We start from the raw sequence: 13,768 nt of genomic DNA, 5'->3' as shown, positions 1-13,768 counted from the left end.
GAGGCTGAGACCTGATGCCGAGCCGATTGTGGTGAAGTGGATGATCCTATGCTGTCGAGAAAAGCCTCTAGCGAGTTTCATGGCGGCCCGTACCCTAAACCGACTCAGGTGGTCAGGTAGAGAATACCGAGGCGTTCGGGTGAACTATGGTTAAGGAACTCGGCAAAATGCCCCCGTAACTTCGGGAGAAGGGGGGCCACACTTGGTGATCCGTTTTACACGGTGAGCTGGGGGTGGCCGCAGAGACCAGCGAGAAGCGACTGTTTACTAAAAACACAGGTCCGTGCGAAGCCGTAAGGCGATGTATACGGACTGACGCCTGCCCGGTGCTGGAACGTTAAGGGGACCGGTTAGCTCTGATTCGTCGGGGCGAAGCTGAGAACTTAAGCGCCAGTAAACGGCGGTGGTAACTATAACCATCCTAAGGTAGCGAAATTCCTTGTCGGGTAAGTTCCGACCTGCACGAATGGCGTAACGACTTCTCGACTGTCTCAACCATAGGCCCGGTGAAATTGCACTACGAGTAAAGATGCTCGTTTCGCGCAGCAGGACGGAAAGACCCCGGGACCTTTACTACAGTTTGATATTGGTGTTCGGTTCGGCTTGTGTAGGATAGCTGGGAGACTTTGAACTCTGGACGCCAGTTCAGGGGGAGTCGTCGTTGAAATACCAGTCTGGTCGTGCTGGATGTCTAACCTGGGTCCGTGATCCGGATCAGGGACAGTGTCTGATGGGTAGTTTAACTGGGGCGGTTGCCTCCTAAAGAGTAACGGAGGCGCCCAAAGGTTCCCTCAGCCTGGTTGGCAATCAGGTGTTGAGTGTAAGTGCACAAGGGAGCTTGACTGTGAGACCGACGGGTCGAGCAGGGACGAAAGTCGGGACTAGTGATCCGGCGGTGGCTTGTGGAAGCGCCGTCGCTCAACGGATAAAAGGTACCCCGGGGATAACAGGCTGATCTTCCCCAAGAGTCCATATCGACGGGATGGTTTGGCACCTCGATGTCGGCTCGTCGCATCCTGGGGCTGGAGTCGGTCCCAAGGGTTGGGCTGTTCGCCCATTAAAGCGGTACGCGAGCTGGGTTTAGAACGTCGTGAGACAGTTCGGTCCCTATCCGCTGTGCGCGTAGGAATATTGAGAAGGGCTGTCCCTAGTACGAGAGGACCGGGACGGACGAACCTCTGGTGTGCCAGTTGTTCTGCCAAGGGCATGGCTGGTTGGCTACGTTCGGGAGGGATAACCGCTGAAAGCATCTAAGCGGGAAGCCTGCTTCGAGATGAGTATTCCCACCTCCTTGAGAGGGTAAGGCTCCCAGTAGACGACTGGGTTGATAGGCCGGATATGGAAGCACGGTAACGTGTGGAGTTGACCGGTACTAATAGGCCGAGGGCTTGTCCTCAGTTGCTCGCGTCCACTGTGTTGGTTCTGAAACCACGAACAGCCCCATGCCAGGTGATGGTGTGGTGCGGCATCGTTCGATAGTTTCATAGTGTTTCGGTGGTTTTAGCGTTAGGGAAACGCCCGGTTACATTCCGAACCCGGAAGCTAAGCCTTTCAGCGCCGATGGTACTGCAGGGGGGACCCTGTGGGAGAGTAGGACGCCGCCGAACAATTTTTGGGAAAACCCCCGCATCTTCAGATGCGGGGGTTTTCTGCGTTTAAGCTCGAATTCATGCGCTATGACCTCGTCCTTTTCGACAACGACGGCGTTCTCGTCGACAGTGAGCCCATCTCCAACCGGTTGCTCGCCGCGTACCTCACCGAGCTGGGGCACCCCACCTCCTACGAGGAGTCCATTCGGGACTACATGGGATCGGCGATGCACCGCATTCACGAGCTGGTCCTCGAGCGGACCGGGCAGCAGTTGCCGGACGACTTCGACGACGTGTTCCACGGGCGGGTCTTCGCGGCCTTCGAGGAGCAGTTGAAGCCGGTGGCCGGTGTCGAACAGGTGCTGCAGAAGCTCACCGCCGACGCTGTGCCGTACTGCGTGGCATCCTCCGGGAGTCATGAGCGGATCCGAGTGGGGCACCGGACGACCGGGCTCGACCGGTGGTTCGACGAGGGACGCGTCTTCAGCTCGCAGGACGTCGGGCGTGGCAAGCCGGCTCCCGACCTGTTTCTGTACGCGGCCGAGCGGATGGGGATCGCACCCGAGCGGTGCGTCGTCGTCGAGGACAGTCCGCTGGGAGTACGGGCCGCCGTCGCCGCCGGGATGGACGTGTACGGGTTCACCGCGATGACGCCGGCCGGCAGGCTCGCGGGTGCCACTCAACTCTTCTCCGACATGGGGGAGTTGATGGGCATGCTGGCCTGACATTTGTCATGGCGGGGACCGGATGATCGTTTCTACCGGCGATGCGGTGCCGGCCGCGAAGCTGGGTGCATGACGACGAACACGGGGAACACCAAGGGAAGCGACACCAACAGCCGGAGCGTGCTGCGGAACTTCGCGCCGTTGCTCCTCGACGTGGCGGTGCCCCTCGGGGCGTACTACCTCCTGAGGAACGGCCTCGGGATGAGCACCCTGGTGGCGCTCGGCCTGAGCAGCGTTGTGCCCGCCGTGCGGACCGGGTGGGGTGTGGTGAGGTCCCGTGAGGTCAACGGGCTGGCCGCGCTCATCCTCCTCGTGAACGTCGTCTCCCTGCTGCTCGGCTTCGTGGCCGGTGACCCACGGCTGATGATCGCCAAGGACAGTGCGGTCAGCAGCACGATCGGGATCGGCATCATCGTGTCCGTGGCGCTCGGCAAGCCCCTGATGACCGCAGGCATGAAGCCCTGGGTGGTGAAGGGGGACGCGGGCCGGGAGGCCGCCTGGGCGCGGCTGCATGCCGGGTCGGCGCGGTTTCGGCGGGCCGAGCGGATGTTCTCGCTGGTGTGGGGGGTCGTACTGCTCGCCGAGTGTGTGGTGCGGGTGGTGGGGGCGTACACCCTTCCGGTGGACACCATGGTGTGGCTCGGCAATGTGATCATGGTCGTGGCCATGGGACTGGGCTTCGTGGTCGGCGGGGCGCTGGGCGCCGGTCCGATGGCCGCGATGGTCGTCGCGGAGGCGAAGGCGGGGACGGGGAACGAGAAGCAGGCCGAGGCTCGGGCGGGCGCCGGTCGCTCGGATGCGTCCGTCGAGAACGGTCTTGTGACCGTGGGTCTCGTGACGGCCAGGCAGAGCTGAGGGAAATTCATCTTTGGCTGGATCTACCCACGAGTAAGCCGGGGCCCTACGCTCGCCGCCATGACAGATGTGCTGCGGCGCGGCAGGGCCTCGTTGGCGTTCAGCTTCCTGGTGCAGGGTGTCGCCTTCGCTCTGCTCGTGACGAGGATCCCGGCCATCCAGGGCCGGTACGGAGTCTCCGACGCCCTGCTGCCCGCGTTCCTGGCCGCCGTGCCGGTCCTCGCCGGGGTCGGGAGTGTGACCACCGAGCGACTGGTGAAGCGGGTACCGCCGAGCCGGCTGCTGCGGTGGTCCCAGCCCGTGGTGCTGCTGGCGCTGCTCGGGGTGGGGGCCGGGGAGCGGATGGTGGAACTCGGGGTCGCGCTCGCGGCGTTCGGGCTTGCCGTCGGGGTGCTGGACGCCTCGATGAACATGCTCGGCGTGAGCCTGCAGCGGTCGTACGGGCGCAGCATCATGCTCAGTTTCCACGCGGCCTACAGCCTGGGCGGGATCGTCGGGGCCTCGTTGGCCTGGGTGGGGGCGCACTGGCATCTGGCGTTGTGGGTGTCGTATCTGCCGGTCGTGCTGGTGCTGCTGCCGGCTGTGCTGGTGGGGAGCCGGTGGTACGTAGACGACCGGGGTGCGGCCGCGGTGGCGGAGGACCAGGCCGGGGAGGGCGGGGCGGTCGTCTTCAAGTGGCTGCTGCCGCTGTGTCTGGTGATGACGGTCGCGTACATCGGTGACTCGACGGTCTCCAACTGGAGTGCCAAGTATCTGCAGGACGTGCTGGGGAGCTCGGAGCAGATGGCGACGGTGCCGTTCAACGTGTACATGGTCACCACGCTGCTGGGGCGGGCGATCGGGGACTTCGGGGTACGGCGGTTCGGGGCGGTCGCGGTGGTGCGGGGCGGTGCGCTCGTGGCTGCGGGCGGGTTCGCCGTGGTGGCCGCCGCGCCCGGGGCGTGGGTCGGGATGCTGGGGTTCACGCTGCTGGGGCTGGGGTTGTGTGTGCTGGTGCCGCAGACGTTCGCGGCGGCCGGGAGGCTGTTCCCGGGGGCTTCGGACGCGGCCGTGGCGCGGCTCAACGTCTTCAACTACGTGGGGTTCCTGGTCGGTTCGCCGTTGGTCGGGGCGCTCGGGGATCTGTGGAGCTACCGCGGGGCCATGCTGGTGCCGATGGTGTTGGTGCTGGTGACGCTGGTGTACGCCCGGTCGTTCGGCGCTCAACCGGACCGATACGGTGGCGGGCATGAGCGGGCGCGCACAGCTGATGTGGGACGAGGCAGTAACGGGCTATGACTTCGGTCCGGGGCATCCGATGGACCCCGTCCGGCTCGCCCTGACCCGGAGGCTGGTCGACGCCTTCGGGCTGGACCGTGAGGTGGACGTGGTCGCCGCGAAGGCGGCCGGGGAGTCGACGCTGCGGCTCGTCCACCGGCAGGACTACATCGGGGCGGTGAAGGCCGCGTCCGCGGATCCGAGGGCGGCGGACCAGTCGTACGGGCTGGGGACGATGGACGATCCGGCGTTCGCGGGGATGCACGAGGTGTCGTCGCTGATCGCCGGGCAGTCGGTGGGGGCGGCGGAGGCGGTGTGGCGGGGTGAGGCGCTGCACGCGGTGAACTTCGCGGGCGGGCTGCACCACGCGATGCCGGGTGGCGCGTCCGGGTTCTGCATCTACAACGACGCTTCGCTGGCCATCGCACGGCTTCTGGAGCTCGGGGCGGAGCGGGTCGCGTACATCGATGTCGACGTGCATCACGGTGACGGGGTCCAGGCGGCGTTCTGGGAGGACCCGCGGGTGCTGACGGTCTCGCTGCACGAGCATCCGCGGACGCTGTTCCCGCAGACCGGGTGGCCGGAGGAGACCGGGGCGGACTCCGCGGAGGGCTCGGCGGTGAATGTGGCGCTGCCGGCCGGGACGGGGGACGCGGGGTGGCTGCGGGCGTTCCACGCGGTCGTGCCGGAGCTGATCGCCGACTTCCGGCCGCAGGTGCTGGTGACGCAGCACGGGGCCGACACGCACTTCGAGGATCCGCTGGCGCACCTGGCGGTGTCGCTGGACGCGCAGCGGGCCGTGCAGGTGTCCTGTCACGACCTGGCGCACGAGCACGCCGACGGGCGGTGGGTGGCCCTGGGCGGGGGCGGCTACGCGGTGGTGGACGTCGTACCGCGGTCCTGGACGCATCTGGTCGCGATCGCGGCGGGTCGGCCCGTGGAGCCGGAGACGATGATCCCGGAGGAGTGGCGGCAGGAGGTGTTCGCGAGGACGCGGCAGTTGGCCCCGGCCCGGATGACGGACGGACGCCCCGTCTCCTGGTCCGGCTGGGACGAGGGCTACGACCCTGCGGACCGGCTGGACCAGGCGGTGCTGGCGGCCCGGCGGGCGGTGTTCCCGCTGCGGGGACTGCTGGCGTGAGGGTGAGAGGCCAGGCCTGGGGGCCTCGCGTGCGGTCAGCCGGCCCGGAGGACGGGAGGTGACCGCACACCTGCCGCGAGAGGGGCCCGGGTCGGGCGGGCGGAGTTCGTCCGGCGCGGGGGCGCCCGCAGGCTGCGGCGGGCGGCAGGTGCTGGGCCGACCGTGCGGTGTTCACCGGTTCCCGGGACAGGGCGCGTCGCGGTCACGCACGATCTTCTTGTGCTGACCACCGAAGCCCTGCGTGCGCACCTGGTGGGCGCGCGGCTCGCCGGGACCGTGGCGACCTCGCGGGAGGAGAGCCTGCGCAGCTACCGGCTCTTCGCGGCCCGGGACCCCCGGGTGCTGCTCGGGATCGATCCCGAAGGTGTCTGGCGGCAGCGGGAGTTGATCGAGCTGATGGCGGACCGGTGCGGTGTTTCGGCCGATTCCCGGCGGGTTTCCGGCCAGGATGTGATCGATCCGGGGCGTACCCTGGCGGCGCTGGACGCCTTCGCGGAACGCCTCGCGGAGGTCGCCCGGCGGGGTGCTCCCGTGCTTCTCGGTACCGGGCACCCGCACCGGCTGCTCGGTTTCTACGGCGCTCTGGCAGACGCCCTGTCGGCGGCGGGATGTGCCGTCCTCACCCCTGCGCAGGGTCGCCGTGTCGACATAACGACCCGGTTCGGTCTACGTACGTACAACCTCGACTACGTACGAGGAGTCGCGCTCGTGCGGACCCCGGGCCCCGAACGCCCCGGTTGTGAGCCCGGCGCACATACGCACTCACCTCTCCCGGTTCGTACCGTGCTGGCCGCTTGCGCGGAGGCCGGCGGGCCGCTGCCCGAGCTGGTGATCGGGGACCACGGGTGGGTCTGCGGGGCAGGTCAGCTGGGGTTCGAGGCCATCGGGCCGGCCGACACGGACGACCCGGCGCTGTTCGTGGGAGAGGCTGAGGGGTCCGTCTCCGTGGTCGTTCCACTTGATGACGGCGTGCGGTCCGATTACTACCTGCCGCTTACCCGCTACGTACTCAATCGGGCGTGTCTGTCACAGTAGGCCGCCGATGGGTGCACCTCTTCCCCACTCGCATCACTGGCACCTACATTGGGGAGTGAGCACGCAGCGACGAAGAGTCACCGGAAGGGGAAGCCGGTGGCCGTCGAGTGCGGAAGGTTCAGGTGTGTCATGGCTGCAGCTGGCGAGAGGCCTCTGAACGAGGTTCAGTTCCTTACCGTGGCGGAAGTCGCCTCGGTGATGCGAGTGTCGAAGATGACCGTGTACCGGCTGGTGCACAGCGGTCATCTGCCCGCGATCCGTGTGGGGCGGTCCTTCCGCGTCCCGGAGCAAGCGGTTCACGAGTACCTCCGCGAGAGTTACGTGGGGGTGGAAACCGCCTGACGGCAGGGCCGGGGCGATCCCCCACAGGGCACCTGGGGATCCTCCCGGCCTCCTCGATTACGACCTCAGCGCTCGGACGGGTAGGCTGGCCCCTCGTAGGTCGTATGGGCCCATGGCGCCCAAACACCGAGTGATGAGAAGTGAGCGAGGGTAGTCGTGGGCTCTGTTATCAAGAAGCGGCGCAAGCGGATGGCGAAGAAGAAGCACCGCAAGCTGCTCAAGCGCACGCGCGTTCAGCGTCGCAACAAGAAGTAAGTTCGCGACGCGCACGCCGCGAGAGCGTTGCTGTGGCCCCCCACCGATGGATGGTGGGGGGCCACACGCATATGTGCCGTCGGGCCCGGCGGCGCGCCGCCCCGCGTTCCCGCGTCCGGCGGCTTCGGTCACTTCGCGCTTCGGGCGGTCATCACAGCGCAACAACAACCCGCTAAGTTGGCCCCACGGGGGAACGCGGCGGGGACGAGAGGTTCGGGAAGGAAGGCGCTGATCTTGGGCAAGGTCGTGCTCGTGACCGGAGTGGCCCGCCAGCTGGGGGGCCGGTTCGTCCGGCGGATCCAGCGAGACCCCGACGTCGACCGGGTCGTCGCCGTGGACGCGGTGCCGCCCGAGCACCATCTGGGCGGTGCGGACTTCGTCCAGGCCGACATCCGGCAGCCCGGCATCGCGCGGGTGCTCGCGGAGACGGGCGCCGACACGATCGTCCACCTCGACGTGACGGGCACGCCGCTGGGCAGCGGCAACCGGGCCTCCCTGAAGGAGACCAACGTCATCGGCACCATGCAGCTGCTCGGTGCCTGCCAGAAGTCCCCGGCCGTGCAGCGGCTGGTGGTGAAGTCCAGCACGAACGTCTACGGCTCCGCGCCCCGCGACCCGGCCGTGTTCACCGAGACGACCCCGCCCAAGTCCCTGCCCAGCGGCGGCTTCGCGAAGGACACGGTCGAGGTCGAGGGCTACGTCCGCGGCTTCGCGCGCCGCCGGCCGGACGTGGCCGTGTGCGTGCTGAGGTTCGCCAACATCCTGGGCCCGACCGCGGACACCCCGCTCGCCTCGTACTTCGCGCTGCCGGTCCTGCCGACCGTGTTCGGCTACGACCCCAGGCTGCAGTTCGTGCACGAGGACGACGTGATCGAGGTGCTGCGGATCGGCTCGCACGAACCTCGGCGGGGCACGCTCAACAGCGGCACCTTCAACATCGCCGGCGACGGCGTGCTGCTGCTCTCGCAGTGCTCCCGGCGCCTCGGACGCCCCACCGTGCCCCTGCTGCTCCCGGCCGTCACCTGGGCGGGCTCGCTGGTGCGTACGCTGGGGATGACGGACTTCTCGCCCGAGCAGATCCGGCTGCTCACGCACGGCCGGGTGGTGGCCACGGGCCAGATGCGCGAGACGCTGGGATTCCAGCCCAAGTACACGACCGCGGAGACGTTCGCGGACTTCGCCCGCAGCCAGGGCCCCGGACTGCTTCCGCCGGAGGCCCTCGCGGGGGCCGTGGACAGGATCGCCGGCCTGCCCCTCGCGGGCGGCGGACACTCCCCGACGCAGAGCGCCAACTGAGGAGCGCATCAACGATGGCGGACGCCAAGGTCATTCCGTTCGACGACGACCGGTCCCGGGGGAGCGCGGCGCAGCGTCCCCAGCGGCGCCGGAGCGCCGGGAACCGCCGCCCGGGCGCGGAGTCCGTGCCGGTGCGCGAGGTGCAGCCCCTGCCCACCGGTGCTGTTCCGCAGGATGATGTTCCTGTGACTTCCGATGAACAGCCGCCGGAGCCCTCCGGGGACGGTGGGGGCGGGCTGGAACGGCGGATCGCGGGCGGCCTGTCCTTCCTGCGTCGGCGCCTCACCGGGGACTACGAGGTCGACGACTTCGGCTACGACGAGGAACTCACCGACCAGGTCCTGATGTCGCTGCTGCGCCCGCTGTACGAGACGTACTTCCGGGTCGAGGTGAAGGGCATCGAGAACATCCCGGCCGAGGGCGGCGCCCTGATCGTCGCCAACCACTCCGGGACCCTGCCGATGGACGGCCTGATGATGCAGGTCGCCGTGCACGACAACCACCCGGCGGGCCGGCATCTGCGGCTCCTCGCCGCGGACCTGGTGTTCATGCTGCCGGTGGTCAACGAGCTGGCCCGCAAGCTGGGTCACACCCTGGCGTGCGCGGAGGACGCGTCCCGGCTGCTGGAGCAGGGCGAGCTGGTCGGGGTGATGCCGGAGGGCTTCAAGGGACTCGGCAAGCCCTTCGCGGACCGCTACAAGCTGCAGCGCTTCGGCCGCGGCGGTTTCGTCTCGACGGCGCTGCGCGCGGGGACGCCGATCGTGCCCTGCTCGATCGTCGGGGCGGAGGAGATCTACCCGATGATCGGCAACGCCAGGACGGTCGCGCGGCTGCTGGGCTTCCCCTACTTCCCGATCACACCGACGTTCCCGTGGCTGGGGCCGCTCGGGGCGATTCCGCTGCCCACCAAGTGGACGATCCAGTTCGGCGAGCCGATCCCCACGGACGGCTATCCGCCGGAGGCGGCGGAGGACCCGATGCTGATGTTCAACCTGACCGACCAGGTCAGGGAACAGATCCAGCACACGCTGTACAAGCTGCTGGTGCAGCGGCGGTCGGTGTTCTTCTGACTCGCTGTTCTTCCGAGCCTGTCTGCCGCTGTCCGCCTACGGCTCAGGGGCGCCCCCTGGTGAAGGGGCGCCCCTGAGCGCCTTCTAGCCCGCGTCCTCGCCGTCGATGCCCAGGCCCGGCAGGAGACCGGGCAGGAGGGGCGGGAGCGTCACATCCGGCTTGGGGACGGGTGTGTGGCCCTCCGCCGACGGGGAGGTGCTGGTCGCGTTGTCCTTCGGCGGGTCGAGCAGGCCGCCGGTGCTGCCACCGAGCAGGCCGTCGCTGTCGTCACCGGAACCGGCCGAGCGGCTGGGGCTGCCACTGCCACTGCCGCTGCCCTTGCTGTGCTCGTCGCTGTGCCTGCCGCCGCTGTCGCTGGGGCGGGTCGAGCGGCCGGTGCTCGAGGAGCCGCTGGGAGCGGACTCGGAGACGCCCTGCCGCCTGCCGTCGCCTCCGCTCGTGGCGGAAGGCTCGGGCAGCAGGGAGCGCAGCGGGGCGACATCCTCCTCTATGGCGTCGAAGACGGACGACACCTCCCGGCTGACGTCCCCCAGCTGGACGGGCAGTCGCTCGCGCAGTTCGCCCCAGGCCTCGCGGTGGGAGCGGGAGAACGCGGACAGGGCCTGGATGGGGCCGAGTGAGCCCGGGTCGCGCTCGTACGCCTCGCTCAGCAGCCGGTGGCCCTCCGACGCGTCGTGCCGCATGCCGGACAGGGCGCGGCGGATCTCGCCGAGGGACTCGTGGTCCAGGGGGCCGCTGCGGCCTCGCTCCATCAGGCGGCGGGCTTCGCTGAGCCGGGTGGAGGCGTGGTCGAGATAGACCCGGCCGCGCTCGTCCGCCCCGTCGGCGAGGCCGAGCTTGACGTCCTCGATGCCGCGTTTGAGGCCGTAGAGCGAGTCGCCGGGAAGGGCGTCCGAGCTGGCGGCGGAGACTCCGCCGAAGGCGCTCGCGGCGACCCCGACGCTGAGTCCGCCCGCGGTCAGGCCCTTGGCGAGCCGGGAACGCGGCCGGAACTTCTTCAGTGAACCCGCGCGGTGCGCCCCGCGGGCCCTGGACCGCTGTTCGGGGACCGCGCTGTCCGTCGCCCCGCCGCTCGCGGTGCCCTCCTGGAGCATGGCCTCGAAGGCGGCCACCAGCTGGGCCCGCTGGACGACCTTGACCTCCGGGTCGAGCTCCGGCTTCGGCAACGCGCCGAGCTCCGAGGCGAGCGCCAGATGGCGGGCCTGTTCGCTCGTCTCCGCGATGGCCGGGGCCGGTGCCGATCCTTCGGGCTGCTCGGCCGCCGGGCCCTGCTCGGACTGCTCCTCGAGGGCCTGGGCGAAGGCGTTCGCCCGCCGGTGCGCCGATACGTTCGCGATCACTGGCGGCACCTCCTCTCGTCATGACGGTCGACTCCCCAGGGGGTCCTGAGGGTTGCACACCCTGAGCACGACCACACGATCGAGTGACCGGGGCCGGCCAGGGGGTGACCACAGGGAGCCTGCATTCCGCACAACGAGCGGCGTGGCACATGGGTTACGGACTCCGGCTGATCGGATGCCGAAGTCAACGGACTTTCACGGTCCGTGAGTTGGGTGTCGCCGAGCGTGCCGGCGGCTCAGCGGGCGTCTTCCGGGAGCAGCCGGGCGAGGGTGCGGACGGCCCGGTACTGGAGGGTCTTGATGGCGCCCTCGTTCTTGCCCATCACCCGGGCGGTCTCGGCCACGGAGAGGCCTTGGAGGAAGCGGAGCGTCACGCACTCCTGCTGCTGGGGGTTGAGCCGCCGTACGGCGTCGAGCAGGGCGGCGTTGGAGAGGGACTCCAGGACGGAGTCCTCGGGGGAGCGCTCGACCTCGTTGGCGTCGAGCATCTCGCCGGTGGTGACCTCGAGGCGGAAGCGGCTGGACTTGAAGTGGTCCGCGACGAGGTTGCGGGCGATGGTCACGAGCCAGGCGCCGAAGTCGCGGCCCTGCCAGGTGAAGGTGCCGATGCGGCGCAGGGCGCGCAGGAAGGTCTCGCTGGTGAGGTCCTCGGCGGTCGCCTTTCCTCCTACCCGGTAGTAGATGTACCGGTAGACGGTGTCGCTGTACTGGTCGTAGAGGCGGCCGAAGGCGTCGGACTCGCCGGCCTGTGCGCGCTCCACGAGGTCCATCATCCGGGCGCTGTCGCTGTCAGCGGCAGGCCGGCGTGCGGTGGCCGCGCCGGAGGGGCGCCCTCGTCTGCCGACCGCGGCGCTGCCGTCGGCCAGTGCGTAGCAAGGGCCTACGGGCGCGGCGGCGGCGAATGCGGGGACGGCGTACGCGGTGGGGACGAAGCCGCGCAACAGGTTGTGGACCGTTGCGCGCAGCGTAGCCAGGCCCGAGGCGTCAACCCCGACGTGTGGGTACACGGGACTCCCAGAGGCAGAGCTTCCATCACGTGCAGTGCGGGACCTTTCACCCGTCGTAGCGACGGAGGGGTACCGGTTTGCGTCTGAGGAGAATAACGCTTCGTACAGGCCCTGCTACACCGAGTTGCTCAAATCATCGATTACGTCGCTTCCGTAACCGATTGACGCCGGATCAAGTGCCGGATCGTGACCGGTGGTTGATCGGAAAGCTTCGGATTACGGCTGAGTGCGGGGCGTGTTGTGGCCGTGTGCAGCCAAGAGGACTGGAGAGGAGGTTGTGGGGGTACGCCAGTTGGATTTACGGCGATTGTCAGGCCGCAAACATCCGTGTCCCGGTTTGATCAGCCGTCAGCCGTCAGCCGTCAGCCGTCAGCCGTCAGCCGTCAGCGGCGGCGGCGGTGCAGGGCGATGGCGGCCGCCGTGCCGCCCGCGACCGCGCCGACGCCCGCCGCGGCAGGGATGCCGACCTTGGCCGCCTTGCGGCCCGTGCGGTAGTCGCGCAGACGCCAGTCCAGCTGCCGGGCGTGCTTGCGCAGCTTGCTGTCCGGGTTGATGGCGTAGGGGTGGCCGACCAGGGAGAGCATCGGGATGTCGTTGTGCGAGTCGCTGTAGGCGGCGCAGCGGCCGAGGTCCAGGCCCTCGGCGGCGGCCAGGGCGCGGACGGCCTCGGCCTTCGCGGGGCCGTGCAGCGGTTCGCCGACGAGCTTGCCGGTGTAGACGCCGTCGACGGACTCGGCGACCGTGCCCAGCGCGCCGGTCAGGCCGAGGCGGCGGGCGATGACCGTGGCGATCTCGACGGGGGCGGCCGTCACCAGCCACACCCTCTGGCCGGCGTCCAGGTGGGCCTGGGCGAGGGCGCGGGTGCCGGGCCAGATGCGCTCGGCCATGTACTCGTCGTAGATCTCCTCGCCGATCGACTGGAGCTCGGCGACGCGGTGGCCCTGGACGATCGAGAGGGCCGAGTCGCGGGCCTCCTGCATGTGCTCGGGGTCCTCGATCCCGGCGAGGCGGAACCACGCCTGCTGCCAGGCGAACTTCGCGAGGTCGCGCGTCTCGAAGAACCTCCGTTTGTACAGGCCGCGTCCGAAGTGGAAGATGGCCGCGCCCTGCATGACGGTGTTGTCCAGGTCGAAGAAGGCGGCGGCCCGGTCGTCGCCGTGCACCGGGAACTGCGGTTCCTCGGTCGTGCCGGCGACTTCCTGCGTGGACTTGCGGGCTGCCTCCGCCGAGGCCTCGCCTGCCAAAACGCTCCGCGCCGTGGCGGAGCGCCTACGGGGAGTGAGCCATCCAAGAGCGGCCATGGCGTGAGCATAGCCAGTTTGTTCGGGGGTTCCGGAGTCGGAAGGTTGGGGGCGTGTGAACTCTCGGCAAGCATGTCGTCAAAAGATGCCGTGCGGGACGGACGCGGTCGGCGTGTCCGACGGGGCTTTCGCGAGGGTTCCGCTTGTCCGTGGGCGCGCGACAATGGCCGGCATGAGTCCCCTCTTCCGTCGCAGGCCCTCCGGTGACCGGCTCGTCACCCTGATCCGCAAGCCCGGCTGTCATCTGTGTGATGACGCACAGGTCGTTGTGGAGAAGGTGTGCGGTGATCTGGGAGTCCCCTGGGAGCAGAAGGACATCACCGAGGATCGGGAGCTGCACGACCAGTACTGGGAGCAGATCCCGGTCGTGCTGGTGGACGGCAGGCAGCACACGTTCTGGCGCGTGAACGAGGGCCGCCTGCGCAAGGCGCTGACCGACTGATCCCGCCCGGTGAGCGACTGACCGATCAGTCCAAAGGGGCCGCCAGGTCGCTTAGGATCGATGGCGGCTAGGTCTCGGGGGCGGGATTGACTGAGGAGAGTGTGCGGTTTTG

13 protein-coding genes and 2 rRNA genes (1 of these 15 running past the window's edge) are annotated in these 13,768 nt (G+C 68.7%); 12 read left to right on the top strand and 3 right to left on the bottom strand.

Annotated elements, in window-relative coordinates; genetic code table 11:
* From ACFCXS_RS03995 to ACFCXS_RS03945, 11 genes are all read left to right on the top strand, one after another.
* A 23S ribosomal RNA gene (locus ACFCXS_RS03995) occupies window positions 1–1,396 on the top strand; it begins 1,368 nt to the left of the window's first position.
* A 94-nt stretch (window positions 1,397–1,490) separates the two neighbouring features.
* A 5S ribosomal RNA gene (gene rrf, locus ACFCXS_RS03990) occupies window positions 1,491–1,607 on the top strand.
* Between the two features lie 62 nt (window positions 1,608–1,669).
* Window positions 1,670–2,314 (top strand): HAD family hydrolase, encoded by a 645-nt coding sequence (locus ACFCXS_RS03985; protein WP_376641483.1) that lies wholly within the window; start codon window positions 1,670–1,672, stop codon window positions 2,312–2,314.
* Between the two features lie 69 nt (window positions 2,315–2,383).
* Window positions 2,384–3,169: a VC0807 family protein gene (locus ACFCXS_RS03980; protein ID WP_376641482.1), complete on the top strand. Its 786-nt coding sequence runs from the start codon at window positions 2,384–2,386 to the stop codon at window positions 3,167–3,169.
* Between the two features lie 60 nt (window positions 3,170–3,229).
* Window positions 3,230–4,447: an MFS transporter gene (locus ACFCXS_RS03975; protein WP_376641481.1), complete on the top strand. Its 1,218-nt coding sequence runs from the start codon at window positions 3,230–3,232 to the stop codon at window positions 4,445–4,447.
* A complete protein-coding gene (locus ACFCXS_RS03970; RefSeq protein WP_376641480.1) occupies window positions 4,398–5,567 on the top strand; it encodes an acetoin utilization protein AcuC in 1,170 nt (389 codons plus the stop codon). The genes ACFCXS_RS03975 and ACFCXS_RS03970 overlap by 50 nt, the downstream gene beginning before the upstream one ends.
* A gap of 219 nt (window positions 5,568–5,786) precedes the next feature.
* Window positions 5,787–6,602 (top strand): phosphatase, encoded by an 816-nt coding sequence (locus ACFCXS_RS03965; RefSeq protein WP_376641479.1) that lies wholly within the window; start codon window positions 5,787–5,789, stop codon window positions 6,600–6,602.
* A 129-nt stretch (window positions 6,603–6,731) separates the two neighbouring features.
* A complete protein-coding gene (locus tag ACFCXS_RS03960) occupies window positions 6,732–6,944 on the top strand; it encodes a helix-turn-helix domain-containing protein (RefSeq protein ID WP_004984898.1) in 213 nt (70 codons plus the stop codon).
* A 156-nt stretch (window positions 6,945–7,100) separates the two neighbouring features.
* A complete protein-coding gene (locus tag ACFCXS_RS03955; protein WP_003948845.1) occupies window positions 7,101–7,199 on the top strand; it encodes a 30S ribosomal protein bS22 in 99 nt (32 codons plus the stop codon).
* A gap of 234 nt (window positions 7,200–7,433) precedes the next feature.
* Window positions 7,434–8,495 (top strand): NAD-dependent epimerase/dehydratase family protein, encoded by a 1,062-nt coding sequence (locus ACFCXS_RS03950; protein WP_376641478.1) that lies wholly within the window; start codon window positions 7,434–7,436, stop codon window positions 8,493–8,495.
* Between the two features lie 14 nt (window positions 8,496–8,509).
* Window positions 8,510–9,565, top strand: coding sequence for a lysophospholipid acyltransferase family protein (locus ACFCXS_RS03945; RefSeq protein WP_376641477.1), 1,056 nt, complete (start codon window positions 8,510–8,512; stop codon window positions 9,563–9,565).
* Between the two features lie 84 nt (window positions 9,566–9,649).
* Here ACFCXS_RS03945 and ACFCXS_RS03940 read toward each other — a convergent pair whose 3' ends face one another.
* The 3 genes from ACFCXS_RS03940 to ACFCXS_RS03930 all read right to left on the bottom strand — a co-directional run bounded on the left by ACFCXS_RS03940 (window position 9,650) and on the right by ACFCXS_RS03930 (window position 13,214).
* A complete protein-coding gene (locus tag ACFCXS_RS03940) occupies window positions 9,650–10,906 on the bottom strand; it encodes a DUF5667 domain-containing protein (protein ID WP_376641476.1) in 1,257 nt (418 codons plus the stop codon).
* Window positions 10,907–11,142: 236 nt separating this feature from the next.
* A complete protein-coding gene (locus ACFCXS_RS03935) occupies window positions 11,143–11,913 on the bottom strand; it encodes an ECF subfamily RNA polymerase sigma factor, BldN family (protein WP_376641475.1) in 771 nt (256 codons plus the stop codon).
* Window positions 11,914–12,296: 383 nt separating this feature from the next.
* A complete protein-coding gene (locus ACFCXS_RS03930) occupies window positions 12,297–13,214 on the bottom strand; it encodes an HAD family hydrolase (protein ID WP_376641474.1) in 918 nt (305 codons plus the stop codon).
* 163 nt (window positions 13,215–13,377) lie between these two features.
* On the opposite strand from ACFCXS_RS03930, the gene ACFCXS_RS03925 reads away from it, so the two are divergent.
* Window positions 13,378–13,656, top strand: coding sequence for a glutaredoxin family protein (locus tag ACFCXS_RS03925; RefSeq protein ID WP_376641473.1), 279 nt, complete (start codon window positions 13,378–13,380; stop codon window positions 13,654–13,656).
* Window positions 13,657–13,768 lie beyond the last annotated feature (112 nt).

Source organism: Streptomyces sp. NPDC056373 (assembly GCF_042262425.1).
GTDB lineage: Bacteria > Actinomycetota > Actinomycetes > Streptomycetales > Streptomycetaceae > Streptomyces.
This window is presented reverse-complemented; position numbering and strand designations above follow the sequence as displayed.